The sequence below is a fragment of the Acidocella sp. genome, assembly GCF_028687955.1.
GTDB lineage: Bacteria > Pseudomonadota > Alphaproteobacteria > Acetobacterales > Acetobacteraceae > Acidocella.
In genome coordinates this window covers 1-16,029 of record NZ_JAQTZC010000052.1, presented here as the reverse complement: position 1 = coordinate 16,029, position 16,029 = coordinate 1, and the positions used below count along the sequence as shown (strand labels likewise).

Here is a 16,029-nt window from a genome sequence, read left to right as displayed (position 1 = left end):
GGGCGCAGGCCGCGCGCGCGGATGGCGGCGCCGATTTTGAAGGATTCGCCATAATGAAAGAACTGCGTGGCGTAGGCGGCGCGCAGAGTCATCTCAGGGTCCCAGATATGGGTGGCCTCCGAGCCGCTGCCATTGAATTCGATGATCTGGAAATTACGCCCCTCGCGCAGGGCCTCCAGCGATTCGTAGCGCAGGTCCAGGCGGGAGAAATAGACCTCGTGCATATCCTTGACGATTTCGTCGATCCGCGCGGCCAGGGCGGGGGTGACGATGTCCAGACCGTCCTTGAAGGTGGAGCCGCGGCAGTGATTGCCGACAAAAACCAGACGCACGCTCTCGCCCTCCGCCGGAATGTGGTCCGCCTTGGCGCCAAGCTGGGGTAGCAGCAGGTTGGAAACCGCATTCAGGCGCTGATCAGCCGCGATGAGCTGGCGCACGTTGCATTTGCCGTCGCCGGTGACGGCGGGGGGGAATTTGAGGGTTACGGAGGTGATGCGCCCGGCCGCCTCGCCGGGGTGGCGGATGTAGAAGATCCCGGCTTCGCCCTCATAGGTGATGAGCGCCTGCAATTGCAGGGCGGTGGCGCGGGGGAAGGCGGCCAAATAGGCGGAAAGCTGGGCCTCGTCCTTCATCACGCGCACGCCCACGCCGTTGCAGCTCATGTCCGGCTTGGCGACGACGGGAAAGGCCAGACCCGCGCGCGCCATGGCGGCCAGGGCCAGGGTGAGGTCGTTGCCATCGTTATGGCCGGAGGTGGTGAGCGGCGCGTAAGGGGCGATCCATTGCCGCGCCAGGGGGCCGGCCAGGCCGAGGATCTCGTTTTTGGATTCGCCGCAGATGCCACCGGCATTGATGCGCGGGTTGGCCAGGGTGGGCAGGGTGAGACTGCCGTAACGGAGGGATTTGAGAACCCAGAAGACGGCGACCGGGGCATAGAACAGCCAGCCGGGCCAGAATTCAAAAAACGAAACCGGGCTTTTGCGCCGGGCGGCGGCGTGCACGGCGGGGGCATTCAGAGATACGGGCAGCGATGTTACGCTCATGGCGTTATCCCCTTATTATTATAAAGACGCGTGACAACGCGGCCGACAACCACCAGCACGATGAGGAATACGCCGAGACCCGCCCAGCGCCAAGCGCCAAGATAGCGCATCATCACCAGCCCGAGCTTGAGGCTGACGAAAAATAACCCGGAGGTCCAGATGAGAGTGGCGCCGATGGCCGCCAGGGTGAACTTGCCCAGATGCGCGCGCAGAAACCCCAGGGTGGTGTAAGTGGGCAGGCGCAGCCCGGGCACAAACCGGCTGACCAGCACCACATAAAAAATGCGCGGGCGCACCCATTCGCGCCCCAGCTCCCGCCGGGCGCTGGGGATGAGCCGTTTGGCCCAGGGGTGCGTGGCGGAGAGCCAACCCAGGCCGTAAAGCCCGAGGTCTCCCAGCACGATGCCGGTGTAGAGGGAGGCCAGCGCCAGGGGCAGCGACAGCGCGCCGGAGGCAACCTGCATGGCGGCCAGCAGGGTGGCCGCATCCTCCAGGATAAAGGTGCCGCCTACGATAATCGCGGCCTGCAGAGGCTTGGCTCCGGCTTCAACGGCCAGCAGGTTCACAAATTCGGTGACGATCATGAAGGCTCACATAGAGCCAGCTGGGAAAATGCTCAAATCCTGCCCTCGGGGGGCTTTAGGTGCCATCCCTGGTGGCGGTGGTTTCCATCGCCAGATGGTCCTCCGGGGGGGCGATGATGTGGCAGGAATTGCCGCGCGCGGCCATAACGTCGCAGGCTTGATGCGCGGCGGCGAGGCTCAGCCCGGCGACCTGCGCGTTCCACAGGGTTTTGCCGTGCCGTTCCACCCGGGCGATGCGGGCAAAGCCGGCGCCGCTGATGTCGCGCGCGGCAATCGCCTCGAAACGGGCCTTGCTGATGCGCGAGAACAGGCCAAGCTGGGCAACCCAGCTGCCGGTGGCCGGCTTGCGGAGCCGGCTGGCCAAATGAACATCACGCGGGTGGTTGAGCGGAGTGTGCGGGCGCGGCGCCGCGGCCAGGCGGCGCAGCTGCGGAGCGGGGCGGGGCTGGGCGCGGGCAATCTGCGTGGCGGTGACGGGGACATGGCCGCCGAAGCCGTTATCGAGCAGGGCGGTCATCTGCTGATAGCTGGCGCCCCAGGATGGCTCGTGCAGCTCCACGCCGATGAGCACGCGGCCATCGCGCTTGGCGCTGGTGACGAGGTTGTGGCGCGCCAGATCGGTGTAGCCGGTCTTCATGCCGGTGGCGCCGGCATAGGATTTCAGCATCTGATTGTTGCTGTAGACCGGGTGGCCGCGGAAGTTGAATTCCTGCACCTCGAAGAAAGGCTGATCCTCGGGGTAGTTGGTAACAATGTCGCGCGCGAGGATGGCAAGGTCGCGCGCGGTGGTGACCTGGCCCGGATTAGGCAGGCCGGAGGCGTTATAGAACTGGGTCTGCGCCATGCCGAGCGCATGCGCGCGCTGGGTCATCAACGCGGCGCATCTCGCCTCGGAACCGCCGCCGAGATACTCGCCAAGGGCGGTTGCCGCATCGTTGGCGGACATGGTGGTCATGGCCAAAATGGCGCTATGCACGGAAATGGTGCTGCCCGGCTGCAGGCCGAGCTTCACCGGCTCGACACTGGCGGCATGAAAGGAAACAGGGATCCGGGTATCCAGGGTCATGCGGCCATCGTGCAGGGCCTGGAAAGCGAGATCGAGCGTCATCAGTTTGGTCAGGCTGGCGGGGTAACGCGGAATATCGGCGCCGTTAGCGGCGAGCACCTGGCCGGAGGCGGCATCAATGACGATGCTGCTCACGCCTGGCGATGTGGGGCCGAAGTTGACCGTGGCGGCATCCGCCGCCCGGACATAGGCCGGGTGGTAGATGTGGCGCTCGTAATGTTCCGTGCTCGCCCGGGCGGGGGCTGCGCCCGCGCAGACAGCAAGACAAAACCCAGCAACCACCAGGGATTTCTTCAAGGAAACAGCCTTCCAAGCCTGCATGAACGGCACCCCAACATTAAACCAGGCCAATGTAGGCGCTTCCGGCGTGTGATGTCCAGCCGGAAACGCGCCAAAAAACCGCGAAAGAACCGAAAAGCCAATGGGTTAATGCAGGCTGTTGAGACCCGCCCCAGGCGGAGGACGAATTCGGCACGGGCGAGATCAAATGTCAGCGCAATGACAGTTTTTGTGCGACGCACAAAAACTTGTTGACGGGGCTGAAACGGTATTCTATAACGCTTTTGCTGCACTGCGGTAAATGCCGTACACGCTCGCCGGGTTGGGGCCGTGCAGCCTCTGAATTTAGTCCTAACTGGAGATTGCGTATTATGAGCAGCACGAAAACCAAAGTGGCGCCGGCCACCACCATCGAGCAGACCGCTGAAGCCGCCACCAAGGGCTTCGACAACACCATTGCCGCCGTGAAGGAAGGCATTGAAAAAGCCACCAAGGGCCTTGAGACATCGCAGGCCAAACTGAAGGAAGGCGTAGAAAAAGCCGTGAAGAAGAGTGAAGAAATTCTTGCGTTCAACCAAGGCAATCTGGAAGCCGCGATGAAAGCCGGCCAGATCTATGCCGCCGGTTTCCAGGACATCTCCAAGCAGTTCGCTGCTTCGAGCAAGGCTTCGATCGAAGAGACCGTTGCCTTCACCAAGACTCTGATGGGCGTTAAGTCCGTTAAGGAAGCGGTTGACCTGCAGACCGGTTTCGCGAAGGCTTCCATCGAGAAGGCTGTCACCGAGAGCAGCAAGTTGACCGATGCGACCGTGAAGCTCGCCGAGCAGACGATCGCCCCGCTGACCGCCCGCGTCGCCCTCGCCGTCGAGACCTTCGGCAAGGCCAACTAAGCTTTCCCAGTGTTTACGGGCCTGGCGCGGCTTCTGGCCACGCGTTGGAAAAAGACCGGCCCCGGATAGGGCCGGTCTTTTTTTGTTTTCAGGGTTTGTTCGTGGGATGGTTCATTGTGGCTCATCACCGGCGGGCAGCGCGCAAAGCCAGGTTTTTCGTCCCGCGCGCTATTTTCATTCTTTCCTACCCTGCAAAGCATTCGATATGCGCTTACTTAAGCTGATGTCTGTTATAGTGGGGTCATGCATAGTGGGATCATGGCGCGTCAGGGTGAAATTCAGCCATAGGCAAAACGGGGTAGATGTTTCAGGATGCCGGATATGAGCGACAACGACAAGCGCAAAGGTAGCGAGGGGCCGAATACCGGCGTGGTGGTGAAGCCGCGGCCCAAGACCCGCAAGCCGACGATGTATAAGGTGCTGATGCTCAATGACGACTACACGCCGATGGAGTTCGTCGTGCATGTGCTGGAGCGGTTCTTCCAGAAGTCGCGCGACCAGGCGACGCAGATCATGCTGCATGTGCATCGCCGGGGTGTTGGCGTGTGCGGCGTGTATACATATGAGGTGGCCGAGACCAAGGTAACGCAGGTGATGGATCTGGCCCGCCAGAACCAGCATCCGCTGCAATGCACGATTGAGAAAGAATGACCCTGTATTCTGACGCACAATCACTATGTGTATCGAGACTGGACCGGCGCCGGGGTGCCGGGGACAGCATAAAAATGCCGGCCGGGCGGGCATATCAGACGCCTGGAAATAGGAGCGCCGGAGATCGGCGTGAAGGAACGGTTTAGATCCATGCTCTCTCGCAATCTTGAACAAACATTGCACCGCGCTCTCTCACTCGCGGCTGACCGCAAGCATGAATACGCGACCCTGGAGCATTTGCTGCTCGGGCTGGTGGAAGATGCCGATGCGCTCACGGTGCTGCGGGCCTGCGGCGTGGATATCGAAAAAATAAAGAAAGACCTCACCGGGTTTCTGGACAAGGACTTGGCCGGGCTGGCGACCGAGCGCGCCGGAGACCCCAAGCCGACCGCCGGGTTTCAGCGCGTGGTGCAACGCGCCGCCATTCATGTGCAGTCCTCGGGGCGCGATGAGGTGACCGGGGCGAATGTACTGGTCGCGCTGTTCTCGGAGCGCGAAAGCCATGCGGTGTACTTCCTGCAGTTGCAGGACATGACGCGCCTCGACGCGGTGAACTTCATCTCGCACGGCATCGCCAAATCGCCCGGAAAATCCGCCCCGCGCACGCCCACCGGCGCGCAGGACCAGCCCGAGGCCGAGCGCGAGGAAAAAGCCCCGCCCAAACGCGGGCAGGACGCGCTTTCCACCTATTGCGTCAACCTGAACAAAAAGGCGCTGGCCGGGAAGATCGACCCGCTGATCGGGCGCGAGCATGAGATTGAGCGCACGATCCAAATTCTCTGCCGCCGCACCAAGAACAACCCGCTTTATGTGGGCGACCCGGGCGTGGGCAAGACCGCCATCGCCGAGGGGCTGGCCAAGCGCATCACCGATAGCGATGTGCCCGAGGTGCTGCTCAACTGCACAATCTACGCGCTGGATATGGGGGCGCTGCTGGCCGGGACACGCTACCGCGGTGATTTTGAGGAGAGGCTGAAGGCCGTGGTCACCGAGATGGAGAGCACGCCAGGCGCGATTCTGTTCATCGACGAGATCCATACGGTGATCGGCGCCGGGGCGACCTCCGGCGGGGCGATGGATGCCTCCAACCTGCTCAAACCCGCGCTGGCCCAGGGCACGCTGCGCTGCATCGGCTCGACCACTTATAAGGAGTTCCGCAACTACTTCGAGAAGGACCGCGCCCTGGTGCGGCGCTTCCAGAAAATCGACGTAAATGAGCCTTCGGTCGAGGATGCGGTGAAGATCCTGCGCGGGCTGAAGACCACTTATGAGAAGCACCACAAGGTGCGCTACACCGATGACGCGATTCGCGCCGCGGTGGAGCTTTCGGCCAAGTACATCAACGACCGCAAGTTGCCTGACAAGGCGATCGACGTGATCGACGAAGCCGGGGCGGCGCGGATGCTTCAGCCGGAGAACAAGCGCCGCAAGACCGTGACGCTGAAGGACGTCGAAGACATGGTCTCGAAAATCGCGCGGATTCCGGCAAAATCCGTCTCGGCTGACGACAAGGAGGTGTTGCGCACGCTGGAGCGCGACCTGAAGAACATGGTGTTTGGCCAAAATGCCGCCATCGAGGCGCTTTCCGCCGCGATCAAGCTCTCGCGCGCCGGGTTGCGCGACGCGGAGAAGCCGATTGGCAATTACCTGTTCTCCGGCCCGACCGGCGTGGGCAAGACCGAGGTGGCGCGCCAGCTGGCGGCGACTTTGGGGATCGAGATCACGCGGTTCGATATGTCGGAATACATGGAGCGGCATTCGGTCTCGCGGCTGATCGGCGCGCCGCCCGGCTATGTCGGGTTTGACCAGGGCGGGCTGCTGACCGACGCCATCGACCAGCATCCACACTGCGTGCTGCTGCTCGACGAGATCGAGAAGGCGCACCCGGATCTGTTCAACATCTTGTTGCAGATCATGGATCATGGGAAGCTGACCGACCATAACGGCAAGAAGATCGACTTCCGCAACGTCATCCTGATCATGACCACCAATGCAGGGGCGGCGGATATGGCCAAGGCCGGCATCGGCTTTGGCCGCGCCGTCCGCCAGGGCGAGGATGAGGATGCGATCAAGCGCATGTTCACTCCGGAATTCCGCAACCGGCTGGATGCGGTGATTCCCTTTGCGCCACTGACACCAGAGATCGTCGGCCGCGTGGTGGAGAAGTTCGTGATGCAGCTGGAAGCGCAGCTTGCGGACCGCAATGTGACCATCGAGCTGTCCTCCGCCGCCAAGGAGTTTTTGGCCGAGCGCGGCTACGAGCCGCTGTATGGCGCAAGGCCGCTGGCCCGCGTTATCCAGGAGCTGATCAAGAAGCCGCTGGCCGAGGAGCTGCTGTTCGGCAAGCTGGTGAAGGGGGGCGCGGTGAAGGTGACGCTGAAGGACGGCAAGCTGGCCTTCGACGTGGCGGAAGCCGCCCTGCCCGCCCTGCCCAAGCCGGAGGCCGATGGCGACGATCCGGCGGGCGAAAAGCAACCAGAGGAGGCACATTAAACCGGATGACACGAGATGGAATCACCATGCGATTCCGTCTCATGTCTGAAACCGGCTCTAAAACACGCCCCTCCCCCACTCAAACGGCGCCTCAGGCACGATGCTGTTGCGCCAACTTGCGTAGAATTTGTTTCTGGATTTTCCCGGTGGATGTCTTGGGTAATTCGGCGAACATATATTTCTTTGGAATTTTGAACCCGGCCAGATGCTCGCGGCAATAGGCGCTCAGCTCTTCGGGCGTCACGCTGGCGCCGTCCTTCAGCGTGACCACCGCCATCGGCACCTCACCCCATTTTTCGTCAGGCGCCGCCACCACAGCGGCTTCCCGCACAGCCGGATGCCGGTAGAGCACGTCTTCCACCTCCAATGATGAGATGTTCTCCCCGCCGGAGATGATAATATCTTTCGAGCGGTCCTTTATCTCGACATATCCATCTGGGTGCAGCACGCCAAGATCGCCGGTCAGGAACCAGCCATTACGAAAAACCTCTTCCGTGGCCTTGGTATTTTTCAAATACCCCTTCATCACCACATTGCCCCGGAACGCAAGCTCACCTAAGGTGTGGCCATCGGCTGGCACAGGCTCTCCCTGCGGGTCAAGGATGCTGAGATCCTCCTGCGTGATCCCCGGCACCCCCTGGCGCGCCATCAGCCTAGCCCGCGTGGCAACATCCAGCGCCGGCCAGCCGGGTTGAATTTCACAGGTGGCGGAGGGACCATAAACCTCGGTCAGCCCGTAAACATGCTGCACCCGAAAGCCCAGGCGCTCCATCCCCTCGATGATCGCGCTCGGTGGCGCTGCGCCCCCGGTGACAAGCAGAACCTCACGCGCCAGGGGTTTACGCAGCCCGGCGGGCGCGTTGATGAGCATGCCCAGCACAATCGGCGCACCGCACATATGCGTCACCTCATGCCGCTCGATATGTTCAAAAATCGCGCCGGCCTCCACCTTGCGCAGGCATACATGCGTGGCCCCCAGCGCGGTCACGGCCCATGTAAACGTCCAGCCGGAGCAATGGAACATCGGCAGCGTCCACAAATACCGGCTCTGTGGCGTCAGCCCAATGGTCAACGCCACGCCAAGCGCCCCCAGATACGCGCCGCGATGCGAGTACACCACGCCTTTCGGGTTGCCTGTCGTGCCCGATGTGTAATTGACCGCAATCGCCTTCCACTCGTCCTCGGGTCCGCTCCAGGCGGCCGGCTCGTGCGGGGCCATCCAGTCCTCGTATTCCGGCGCGCCCAGCGTTAACCCGGCGGGGGCCGCTTCATCCGCAATCTCCACCAGCGCCACCTCACGGCCCAGCATATCCAGCGCGGCGCGCGCCTTGGGGGCCCATTCACGGTCCACCAGAAACAATTTTGCCGCCGCATGTTCAAGGATGAAGGCAATAGTGGCCGCATCCAGCAGCGTATTGACCATGCACAGCACCGCCCCCGCGAGCGGCACCGCATAATGCGCCTCCAGCGCCGCGGGGCCATTGGGCGCCAGCACGGCCACACATTCTCCTGGCCGCACGCCAACGGCCTTTATAGCACTGGCAACCTTGCGGATGCGTATGGCGAGTTGCGCATAGGTGTAACGGCGGTCATGGTGCGTAAGCGCGCATTTGCCGGGAAACACACGCGCCGCCCGCCGCAGAAAACTGAGCGGCGAGAGCGGCACATAGTTTGCCGGGTTCCGGTCCAAACCCGTTTCAAAAATTGCAGTCATTGGTTCGCTCATTCTTGCGCTTTCATCCCTGGTTTTCATTACCCCGGCGGCAGCATCAGCGCCGGGTTCGGCCATGTCTCAAAAACTCCCGGCCGGCAGGCGCATCAGCGCCGCGGCACCGGCATCAATAGAACATCAATAGAAATTGACCGGAAAACCTACCGGATCAACCTGCTCACCCTGCTCAACAATCTGAGCAACTGGTACCGGCCGGGCAACGCAGGATGAGCCGCCGCGCCTGATTGAAGCGGCCCGCCTCAGGCGGCCGGGATGCTGCCGTCAGCGTTCAACCGGTAACCCCCGCCCTCGGTCAGTAGCAGACGGGAAACCGCGGGGTCCAGCTCAATCTTCTGGCGCAGCCGGTAGATATGGGTCTCCAATGTGTGCGTGGTGACGGCGGCGTTATAACCCCAGACCTCGTTGAGCAGCACCTGGCGCGATACAGGCTTGCCAGCGGCGCGATAGAGGAACTTCAGGATCGCGCTTTCCTTGTCGGTCAACCGTACTTTTTTGTTGCGCCCGATATCCGTCAATTGCTTCGCCGCGGGGCGGAATGTGTATGAACCAATGTTGAAAACCGCATCCTCCGAACCCTCGAAAGCACGCATCTGCGCACGCAGGCGGGCCAGCAGCTCATTCAACCGGAACGGTTTGGCGACATAGTCATTGGCCCCCGCGTCCAGCCCGCTGACGACATCATTCTCCTCCACATGTCCGGTGAGCAGGATGATCGGTGTTTTGATACCTCTGGCGCGCAATTTTTTGCAATAATCCCGGCCATCGCCATCCGGCAGGCTGATATCAAGCAGAATCAGATCGAAACGCGCATGCGTTCCGGCGAGCTGTTGCTCGGCCTGGGCCAGGCTGTCCGCCTCGGTAGGTTCGAATTCGCCATCCTGTGCAAGCTGCTCCACCAGCACCGTTCTCAGGGCGGTGTCGTCGTCCACGACAAGAATCGAGTACTGGCTGGCCATATTTCTCTCCATTGACACTCTAAATATAGAGTTGTTTCGCGCCAGTGTCAGCACCTCTGGCAGAAGTACCATGAGCAGCTTATTTATGGGTTATGAAGACCGCTTTAAAACCTACCGGAAATGCGCTGGGAACCCCGCGCACACGCGCCGTTCACCGGGCGATTGCAGAAGCCAAGCGTGGTGTGCCCGTTGTACTGGCCGCGCCGCGGCCCTTGATCATCGCCCCGGCTGAAACCGTTGGGGCGGAAGGGCTGCGGCTAATCGACCTGCTCTCCAGCGAAGGGGCCATGCTGTTGCTGGCTCCCGCACGGGCTGCCGCTGTGCTGCAACGGGAAGTTGACTCCCAAGCTCCCGCCATTGCCCTGAAACTGACTCGCCCGCTGATTGATTCTGAAACTCTCAAGCGCGTGGCAGACCCCACGATGGAACAGATTCTGCCCCATTTTGAAATGGTGGACCCGCCGGCCGCCGCCGCTGCGGCGCTGGCGCTGGGCAAGCTGGCGCGCCTGCTGCCCGCGATGGTGGTGGCGCCGGTGCGCCACGGCTGGGCCAGCGTACCGGCTGGGCATGATCTGCTGAGCGTGCCTGCGAAAGATCTGCTGGCCTATCCTCTGGAGTTGGCGGCCTCGCTCACCAAGGTGGCGGAGGTGGCGGTGCCGCTTGAGGATGCGCGGGATGCGCGGCTGATCGCCTTTCGCGCGCTGGACCAGGGAATTGAGCATATGGCCATCCTGGTGGGCAATCCGGCGGCGCAGGAGGCGCCGCTGGTGCGGGTACATTCAGAATGTTTCACCGGTGATTTGCTGGGAAGTTTGCGCTGCGACTGCGGGCCGCAACTGCGCGGGGCGATTGCCCGGATGGCGGCCGAAGGCGCCGGGGCGGTGCTGTATCTGGCGCAGGAGGGCCGGGGGATCGGGCTGATCAACAAATTGCGGGCCTATACGATGCAGGACCGCGGACTGGATACGCTGGATGCCAACCGGGCGCTGGGCTGGCAGGCGGATGAACGCAATTTCTCGATTGCCGCGGCGATGTTGCGCGCGCTGGGGATGACGCGCATCCGGCTGTTGACGAATAACCCGGAGAAGGTGGCCTCGCTGGAAGCCTGCGGGATTGAGGTGGTGGCGCGCGTGGCGCATGAATTCGCGCCCAACGGCGTGAATGATGCGTATTTGGCAACAAAGGCCGCGCGGTTCGGACATTATCTTGGTTGAGTTCTACTACCAGAACGGTTTGTTGCAGGGTGCCGAGCTGAGGTTGCGCGCGGTGTGCGGGCGCGCGGGCGTGAGCGGGCACAAGGTTGAGGGCGATGGCGCAACGCCGCTGGGGCGGCTGGAATTGTTGCGGGTGATGTATCGCGCTGACCGGATAAGGCCGCCGGTATGCGCCGTGCCGCTTGAGCCGATTGGAAAGTTTGACGGCTGGTGCGATGATGTTGCCGATGCGGCGTATAACCGGCCGGTGAGCCTGCCCTACCCCGCCCGCCATGAGGCATTATGGCGCGCGGACGGGGTTTATGATGTGATCGGCGTGCTGGGGTGGAATCTGGCGCCGGTTGTGCCTGGGCGCGGCTCGGCGATTTTTCTGCATGTGGCGGCGGCGGATTTCGCGCCGACGGCGGGCTGCGTGGCGCTGGCATTGCGCGATGTGCTGGCGGCGCTGGCGGCGGGGCTGACGGGGGTTGAGGTGCGCGCTTAGCCATGCTCCACGTGGAGCGCGGCTGAGGTTTTTTGTATAACAACTTGTTAGTTATACTTAATTTTTTACTTGCACCCCAATTTGTGCGGGTTTGATTTGAAAAAGCAATGAATAGGCCGCGGGGTTGAGTGGCGATAACGGCGCGGGCGATCAGGCTTTGATTTTCTCCATTTTGGGGTCGTAGAGCGGGGCCAGGTGCAAGGTGGCGGGCACGCGCACCGTGGCGGCTTCGAGTTCGTAAGTGCCCGAGGTGAGAAATTCGTTGCTCACACCTTCAGGATTGCGGACATAGCCAAAGCCGATGGGCTTGCCGGTGGTGTGGCCATAGCCGCCGCCGGTGAGCCAGCCGACGCGGATATTGTCGCGGTAGATGGTCTCGCGGCCGAGAAGAATCACGTTCGGGTCGTTTGTGGTGAAACTCACGAGCCGCTTCTTCAGCGGGGTGGCCGCCTGGGCTTCCAGCGCCGCGCGGCCGAGGAAGGGGATGGGTTTTTTCAGTTTCACGAAGGGGCGCAACCCGGCTTCGAGCGGGGTGTGGTCCGGGCCGATATCCGAGCCCCAGGCGCGGTAGAATTTCTCCAGGCGCAGGGATTCGATGGCGCGATAGCCGCCCGGCGCGATGCCGTAGGCAGCGCCCGCCGCCATCAGCGCGTCATAGACGGTGAGGGCAAATTCGGTGGGGATATGCAGCTCCCAGCCAAGCTCGCCGACATAGGTGATGCGCAAGGCCATGACGCGCGCGCCGGCGGCGGAGATGGTGCGCACGGTGCCGAAGGGAAAGGCGGCGTTGGAGAGATCGTCCGTGGTGATCTGCTGCAAGACCGCGCGGGCGTGTGGCCCCATCAGCGCAAGGGTGGCGTAGGCGGAGGTGACATCGAGCAGCTGCGCGTCCATCCCCTTGGGGATGTTGCGGGTGATCCAATCGGCATCATGCGTGGCGAAGCCGGTGCCGGTGGTGATGTAGAATTTGCGCTCCTCCAGGCGGGCGATGGTGAGATCGGCCTCGATGCCGCCGCGGGCGTTGCACATTTGCGTGTAGGTGAGGCTGCCGGGGGGCGCTGAGATGTCGTTGGCGCAGATCCAGGAGAGAGCCGCCTCGGCATCACGGCCGGTGAAGAGGAATTTGGCGAAGGAGGTTTCGTCAAACAGGGTGACGTTGCGCCGCGTGTTCGCGTGTTCACGCGCGACGGCGGCAAACCAGTTTGGTTTCTCGAAGGTGTAAATGTCAGCAGGGGTTTCGCCCGGGGCGGCGAACCAGTTGGGGCGCTCCCAGCCGAGTTTTTCGCCAAAGCAGGCGCCGGATTGCTCAAGGCGCGCATAAAGCGGGGAGCGGCGCAGCGGGCGGGCGGATTTGTATTCCTCCGATGGCCAGGCCATGGTGTAATGCTTGGCGTAGGCTTCCAGCGTGCGGGTGCGCACCCAGCCGGTGTCACGGTGCGGGGGGCCGAAGCGGCGGATATCAACGGGCCAGAGATCAACCGGGGGTTCGCCGCCCGCCACCCATTCGGCCAGCATTTTGCCAGCGCCCCCGCCCGAGGCGATGCCAAAGGCGTTGAACCCGGCGCCGACGAAGAGGCCGGGAAGTTCCGGGGCTTCGCCGAGGATGAAATTACCGTCAGGGGTGAAGCTTTCCGGCCCGTTGATGAGGGTTTTGACCCCGGCGGTGGCAAGTGCGGGGACGCGGCCGATGGCCAGCTCCATGATCGGCTCGAAATGCTCCCAGTTGGAATTGAGCAGCTGGTAGGAGAAATTCTCCGGGATGCCCTGCACGGCCCAGGGGATGGGGTTGGGCTCATAGCCGCCCATGACGAGGCCGCCGACTTCCTCCTTGTAATAGGTCAGGCGGTCCGGGTCGCGCAAAGTGGGCAGGTTTTTAGGCGTGCCGGGGATGGCTTCGGTGACCATATATTGATGCTCGACCGAGACCAGGGGCACATTCACGCCAACGGTGGCGCAGAGGGTGCGGCTCCATTGGCCGCAGCAGACGATGACGGCCTCGGTGGCGATGCGCCCCTGCGCGGTGAGCACGGCGCTGACGCGCCCGCCCGTGACCTCGATGGAGGTGACCGGCGAGTCCTCGAAGATTTTCGCGCCGTTCATGCGCGCACCCTTGGCCAGCGAGAGGGTGATATCCGACGGGTTGGCCTGGCCATCAGTCGGCAAAAAGGCGGCGCCGATGATATCGCCGATCTGCATCAGGGGCCAGAGGTCCTGGGCTTCCTTGGGCGTGAGCAAATGCATCTCCAGCCCGAAGGAGCGCGCTGTGGTGGCTTGGCGCTTCACCTCGGTCCAGCGCTCCTGGTTGCAGGCGAGGCGCAGGCCGCCGTTCATCTTCCAGCCGGTGGCAAGGCCGGTTTCGGCTTCCAGCGAGCGGTAGAGCTTCACCGATTCACCGAGCAACTGGGTGATGCTGGCCGAGGAACGAAGCTGGCCAACCAGGCCGGCGGCATGGAAGGTGCTGCCCGAGGTGAGCTTGGCGCGCTCCAGCAGCGTGACTTCCCAGCCCAGTTTGGCCAGGTGATAAGCGGTGGAACAACCAATGATGCCGCCGCCGATGATGACGGCGCGCGATTGGGTTGGGAGGGTCATGGCCGCATCATTAAACTGAACAGCGAGGGTGACAAGAGACGGCGCGGCGGGCCGTCATCAATGCGGCTGTAATCCGCTCATGGCGCAGTACCATTACCCTTGGCCTATGATACCAGCCCGCCAAGAACTTGACTCTCTGGGTTTGGTGGCGGGCTGGTATAAGCTCTTATTTTTGCGCGCGGCCGCCCCACCAGCCCCGCGCGCATACCAGTCAGCCTTAAGGCTGACTGGTATGACAAGGTGCTCATGCGTCCTCGGGCGGGGCGAAAAAGCCGGCGAGGCGGGTGCCGATGACCATGGCGGCGGCAAAGACGAGCGCGCCGCGCGCGCCGTAGCCGAGCAGGACAAGGCCGGGACCGGGGCAGATGCCCGCAAGCCCCCAGCCGAGGCCGAAGATCGCGGCGCCGAGCAGCAGTTTGCCGTCCACCACCGCGCTGCCCGCTGGCGAGATGCCGCATCCCTGCATGGCGCTGCCGCGGCGCCTGGCAAAGTAGAAGGCCGGGGCGGCAACCGCGATGGCACCGCCCATGACCAGGGCCAGGGAAGGATTCCAGGCGCCGGTGACATCGAGGAAGGCTTTGACGCGGTCAGGGTCGGCCATGCCGGAGAGAACCAGCCCGGCGCCGAGGATGAGGCCAAAGGCAAAGGCGGAAACTACGGAATTGAGGCGCATCAGCCGTGCCCCAGCAGGTGGCGGGTGACAAATACGGTTAGCCCGGCGGTGAGCATGAACACGCAAGTGGCCACCAGCGAGCGCGGGTTGAGCCGGGCGATGCCGCAAACCCCATGGCCGCTGGTGCAGCCGTTGCCCAGGCGGGTGCCAAAACCGGCCAGCAGGCCGGCAACCGCCAGCAAGGGCAGAGGCTCCTGGCCAAGCGCCGGGGGCAGCGCGCGCCCCAGCAGAGCCGCGGCGGCGCCCGCCGCCACCAGGCCAAGCACAAACGCCCATTGCCAGATTTTAGGCTGCGGCCCGGTGGCGCCGGCCATGATGCCGCTGATGCCGGCGATGCGGCCGTTGACCAGCAGCAACCCGGCGGCGGCAAGGCCGATGAACACCCCGCCGGCTAAAGCTTCTTCCAACACCGCTTGTTCAATGACGATAGACATGCAACCCCTGTAAATAATTCACCATCATTCATCTGATCCAACGAAAACGGTGCCGGGGCAAGATATGCAGCAGGAGTTAATTTTCCAGCTCGGAATCCCAGTAGAGAAAATCGCGCCAGCTCTGGTGCAGGAAATTGGGCGGGAAGCCCCTGCCCCGGTCCTGCAACTCCCAGCTGGTGGGGCGGCGGGGTTCTTGGTGAGGGATCATGTTACATTCACGCGGGAGTTTGCTGCCCTTGCGCAGATTGCACGGGCCGCAGGCGGTGACGACATTTTCCCAGCTCGTGCGCCCGCCATGGGCGCGGGGGATCACATGGTCGAAGGTTAGCTCCGGGGCGCAGCGCTTGTGGCCGCAATACTGGCAGGTGAAAGTATCGCGCAGGAACACGTTGAAACGGGTGAAGGCCGGGGTGCGCGCGGAGGGGATGAAGTCGCGCAGGGCGATGACGCTGGGCAGACGCATGGTGAAGCTGGGGCTGTGGACCTCTTTCTCGTACTCGGAAAGCACGGAAACGCGGTCCAGGAACACCGCTTTCACGGCATCCTGCCAGTTCCAGGTCGACAACGGAAAATAGGACAGCGGACGGAAATCCGCATTTAAGACGAGCGCGGGAAAATTTGCCCCGCCGTCAGGCATTACTGAACCGGTCCCAGAACGGGACAAGATTTTGGGGAGAAACCGCGAACCCCAGCCAAATATGGTGGTTAGTACGAGTCATGGGAACTTTATGACAAATGCGGCGGGCAGCCGCAAGACAGGAAAGCGTTTGTAAACCACTTGTCACATGCAGGCGGGGGGATGCTTATATCGGCGCGGCCATGAATATCACCACGCGCTTCGCCCCCAGCCCCACCGGGTATCTCCATCTTGGCCACGCATTTTCGGCCTGGAACGCCTGGGTGCGCGCGGATGTGTTCCGGCTGCGGCTGGAAGATATCGA

15 protein-coding genes are annotated in these 16,029 nt (G+C 62.8%); 6 read left to right on the top strand and 9 right to left on the bottom strand.

The window, feature by feature from the left end; genetic code table 11:
• From PHE40_RS08055 to PHE40_RS08045, 3 genes are all read right to left on the bottom strand, one after another.
• A partial coding sequence (locus PHE40_RS08055) for a D-alanine--D-alanine ligase (protein WP_299960561.1) occupies positions 1–1,043 on the bottom strand: 1,043 nt, incomplete at its 3' end.
• Entirely contained in the window at positions 1,040–1,627 is a 588-nt protein-coding gene (locus PHE40_RS08050; protein ID WP_299960560.1) for a DedA family protein, read from the bottom strand. The genes PHE40_RS08055 and PHE40_RS08050, both read right to left, overlap by 4 nt.
• 55 nt (positions 1,628–1,682) lie before the next feature.
• Positions 1,683–2,990 carry a D-alanyl-D-alanine carboxypeptidase family protein gene (locus tag PHE40_RS08045; protein WP_299960557.1) on the bottom strand — a complete coding sequence of 436 codons (1,308 nt, stop codon included), beginning with the start codon at positions 2,988–2,990 and terminating at the stop codon, positions 1,683–1,685.
• Between the two features lie 353 nt (positions 2,991–3,343).
• Here PHE40_RS08045 and PHE40_RS08040 point away from each other — a divergent pair, with 353 nt between their 5' ends.
• From PHE40_RS08040 to clpA, 3 genes are all read left to right on the top strand, one after another.
• Positions 3,344–3,862, top strand: a complete 519-nt coding sequence (locus PHE40_RS08040) for a phasin family protein (protein ID WP_299960554.1) — start codon at positions 3,344–3,346, stop codon at positions 3,860–3,862.
• 321 nt (positions 3,863–4,183) lie between these two features.
• Positions 4,184–4,513, top strand: coding sequence for an ATP-dependent Clp protease adapter ClpS (clpS, locus tag PHE40_RS08035; RefSeq protein ID WP_284258967.1), 330 nt, complete (start codon positions 4,184–4,186; stop codon positions 4,511–4,513).
• Between the two features lie 150 nt (positions 4,514–4,663).
• A complete protein-coding gene (gene clpA / locus PHE40_RS08030; protein ID WP_299960548.1) occupies positions 4,664–7,006 on the top strand; it encodes an ATP-dependent Clp protease ATP-binding subunit ClpA in 2,343 nt (780 codons plus the stop codon).
• Between the two features lie 91 nt (positions 7,007–7,097).
• Here the strand turns inward: clpA and PHE40_RS08025 are convergent, their stop codons facing one another.
• The gene (locus PHE40_RS08025; RefSeq protein ID WP_299960545.1) at positions 7,098–8,720 is read right to left on the bottom strand and encodes an AMP-binding protein; all 1,623 of its coding nucleotides are present in this window, start codon (positions 8,718–8,720) and stop codon (positions 7,098–7,100) included.
• 257 nt (positions 8,721–8,977) lie between these two features.
• Entirely contained in the window at positions 8,978–9,694 is a 717-nt protein-coding gene (locus PHE40_RS08020; RefSeq protein ID WP_299960542.1) for a response regulator transcription factor, read from the bottom strand.
• A 92-nt stretch (positions 9,695–9,786) separates the two neighbouring features.
• On the opposite strand from PHE40_RS08020, the gene ribA reads away from it, so the two are divergent.
• Positions 9,787–10,908, top strand: a complete 1,122-nt coding sequence (gene ribA / locus PHE40_RS08015; RefSeq protein WP_299960539.1) for a GTP cyclohydrolase II — start codon at positions 9,787–9,789, stop codon at positions 10,906–10,908.
• Complete coding sequence (locus PHE40_RS08010; protein WP_408838844.1) at positions 10,901–11,392, top strand: L,D-transpeptidase; 492 nt, start codon at positions 10,901–10,903, stop codon at positions 11,390–11,392. The genes ribA and PHE40_RS08010 overlap by 8 nt, the downstream gene beginning before the upstream one ends.
• Before the next feature lie 150 nt (positions 11,393–11,542).
• Here the strand turns inward: PHE40_RS08010 and PHE40_RS08005 are convergent, their stop codons facing one another.
• From PHE40_RS08005 to PHE40_RS07990, 4 genes are all read right to left on the bottom strand, one after another.
• A complete protein-coding gene (locus PHE40_RS08005) occupies positions 11,543–13,981 on the bottom strand; it encodes an FAD-dependent oxidoreductase (protein ID WP_299960536.1) in 2,439 nt (812 codons plus the stop codon).
• Positions 13,982–14,225: 244 nt separating this feature from the next.
• Positions 14,226–14,654: a DUF6691 family protein gene (locus PHE40_RS08000; protein ID WP_299960533.1), complete on the bottom strand. Its 429-nt coding sequence runs from the start codon at positions 14,652–14,654 to the stop codon at positions 14,226–14,228.
• The gene (locus tag PHE40_RS07995) at positions 14,654–15,088 is read right to left on the bottom strand and encodes a YeeE/YedE family protein (protein WP_299960530.1); all 435 of its coding nucleotides are present in this window, start codon (positions 15,086–15,088) and stop codon (positions 14,654–14,656) included. The genes PHE40_RS08000 and PHE40_RS07995 overlap by 1 nt, the downstream gene beginning before the upstream one ends.
• A 76-nt stretch (positions 15,089–15,164) precedes the next feature.
• Positions 15,165–15,725, bottom strand: coding sequence for an HNH endonuclease (locus PHE40_RS07990; protein WP_291422388.1), 561 nt, complete (start codon positions 15,723–15,725; stop codon positions 15,165–15,167).
• Positions 15,726–15,907: 182 nt separating this feature from the next.
• Here PHE40_RS07990 and PHE40_RS11035 point away from each other — a divergent pair.
• Positions 15,908–16,029: glutamate--tRNA ligase family protein (locus PHE40_RS11035; RefSeq protein WP_299960564.1), on the top strand; the 122-nt coding region annotated here is incomplete at its 3' end.